This window comes from Chryseobacterium sp. 2TAF14 (genome assembly GCF_052115105.1).
Lineage (GTDB): Bacteria > Bacteroidota > Bacteroidia > Flavobacteriales > Weeksellaceae > Chryseobacterium.
The window spans coordinates 1-2,473 of the sequence record NZ_JBFRGA010000282.1 but is presented as its reverse complement, the minus strand read 5'-3'; the positions used below and the strand labels follow the sequence as shown (position 1 = coordinate 2,473).

Here is a 2,473-nt window from a genome sequence, read left to right as displayed (position 1 = left end):
GTATTTACTCTGAAGATCGCAATATTGACATCTCTTCTTAAATCGTATTTTGTAAATTCATAAAAATAAACAGGAATTGCATTGATACCGCCTGAAGATTTCCAATCGGTGTCATCGTGTCTCACACCGTTATAATAACCAATTTTACTGTCGGTTTTTGAGTTTCCTCCGAATGCCCCGATCGCATATATCACTTCATTTGTAGCATCCTGAGAATTGGTGTGCAATGATCTGAACAATCCTTCATAACTTGGATTAAGCTGATGCTGCCCGGAATTGATAATATCTTTACACTCATCATAAGCGATCTGATAATATTTTTGAGGATTGGAACCCTGCATCATTTGCTGAGGATTTCTTCTTAATGAATATCCCGCTCTTGCCAATGCAATTCTTGCTCTTAAACCTTTCACGGCTCCTTTCGAAATTCTTTGTGCAGTTGTACCACCTTCAGATCTCCAAGGGACAAGCGTTTCCGCTCTCAGTAAATCTTCAAGAATTTTATCGTAAATAATATCTCTGTCTGTTTTTGCTAAATATACGCTGGGAAGATCTGCTGAAGGCACATCCTGGAAAGGTACATCACCCCAGTTTTTAATAAGATCATAATAAAAATTGGCTCTAAGCGTTAAAGCTTCACCTAAATATCTGTTCATTAATGTCTTATCTGCAGTTGATCCAGTTTGCATAACTGGTGAAAGCGGAATGTTTTTAATGACAAGATTAGCTCTTTCAATCCCTGCGTAAGTATCTAAGAACGGCTTTAAAAGCTCGGTATTGGTAGGAATTGCACCAAAACAGCTGATTCCTCTTCTGTCATTTGCATTGTAATCTCCGGAAGTTCTTAAATCATCTCCGGATTGTGTAAGGATAAGATTCATTCTCTGACCGTAGGTGTTATCGCCCATCGTAGAATTGTAAACTCCGACCAATGCAGAAAAAGTATCGGCTGCAGAGTCAAATTGTTGTGCTTCGGCTGTATTTGATAAGCTTTCTACATCCAGATAATCGTCACAAGAGTTCAGAGATATTATTCCTGCAACAGCAAATAGTATAGTTAAAAATTTATTCTTCTTCATAATATTAGGTTTAAAAAGTGATGTCAACTCCTGATAAGATAAATCTGCTTCTTGGGTAAGCGGCGTAATCTACTCCAGGTGTTAAAGGGTTTCTTCTGGTATTCGCTTCAGGGTCGTAACCTGAGTAACCAGTGATGGTAAAGACATTATTCATCGTGAAATAAAGTCTGAAGTTTGAAAGACCAAGCTGCTTGGTAAAATCTTTTCCAAGAGAATAGCCCAAAGTTACGTTGTTTAATCTTAAGAAAGATCCGTCTTCAATACCGTAAGAATGTAAAAAATATGCTCCTGCAGGCGGAGTCCATCCTGTAGTATTTGCATTCAGAGCGGCTAACTGGGTCGGGTCATTTACTTTTTCACCGACATCGTTAAACCATCTCCATCTATTGGCAACATCTGCAGACATGTTATTGTCTTTGTACAAATATTGTGTAGAGTATTCAAGTTTATTGGCATTATACACTTTGTTTCCTACAGAGAAATTAAACATTAAGCTCATATCCCAGTTTTTGTAGCGGAAAGTCTGGTTAAATCCGCCGTAAAATTTCGCCTGAGCATTTCCTAAGTCTGTCATATCATTGTTGTCAATAGCTCCGTCTCCGTTTAAATCCTGAAGTTTAAGATCTCCCGGCTGTACAGGTTTTGCTCCGTTTGCGGCAGATGCTGAGCTCGCAATACCAGGTTTTAAAGTATATACTTGTGTCGTTGCATTGTAATCAAACTCACTTATTTCATATCTTCCGGCAGTAACATAACCCCAATAAGTTCCTACTGGTTTACCAACCTGTACCAAGAAGTCATTTAAGTTATTTTGCCATCCTGAAGGATAATAATAGAAATTAGAGCTTGCAGAAGCACTGTTTCCTAAACTTTTGATTGTATTTCTGTTAGAAGAGATATTCGCATCAATTTTCCAGGTGAAATTTTCATTGTTGATAATTGCACTTCCTATAGAGAATTCTATCCCTTTATTTTCGGTACTTCCTGAGTTTTGATATTGGTATTCGTATCCTGAAGTCTGAGGGATTTTTGCTAAAAGCAGAAGGTCTTTTGTATCAGTTTTATAAACATCAAGAGTACCGTAAACTTTTCCTTTAAACAATCCAAAATCTAAACCTAAGTTTTTAGAAGCTGCTGATTCCCATTTTACATTCGGATTCGACATGATATTACCTGTGGTTGCTCCTGGAGTAACATTGGTTCCAAATGCATAACCATAATCTGAAGAGGTGATGAAGAAAGTATCATATAAAAATGCACCGATTCTGTTGTTTCCTGATAAACCGTAACCCGCACGAAGCTTTAATTCACTTACGGTTTGGCTTTCTTTTAGGAAATTTTCTTCATTAATTTTCCATGCAACTGATGCAGCCGGAAAATACCCCCATCTGTTC

General features: G+C 37.6%; 1 protein-coding gene and 1 pseudogene. Both read right to left on the bottom strand.

Annotated features, from left to right (window positions below; genetic code table 11):
• On the bottom strand, positions 1 to 1,079 hold a 1,079-nt coding region (locus AB4Y90_RS17475; RefSeq protein ID WP_441558842.1), incomplete at its 3' end, for a RagB/SusD family nutrient uptake outer membrane protein.
• 10 nt (positions 1,080 to 1,089) lie between these two features.
• A pseudogene (locus AB4Y90_RS17470) lies at positions 1,090 to 2,473 on the bottom strand (SusC/RagA family TonB-linked outer membrane protein); the annotation flags it as partial.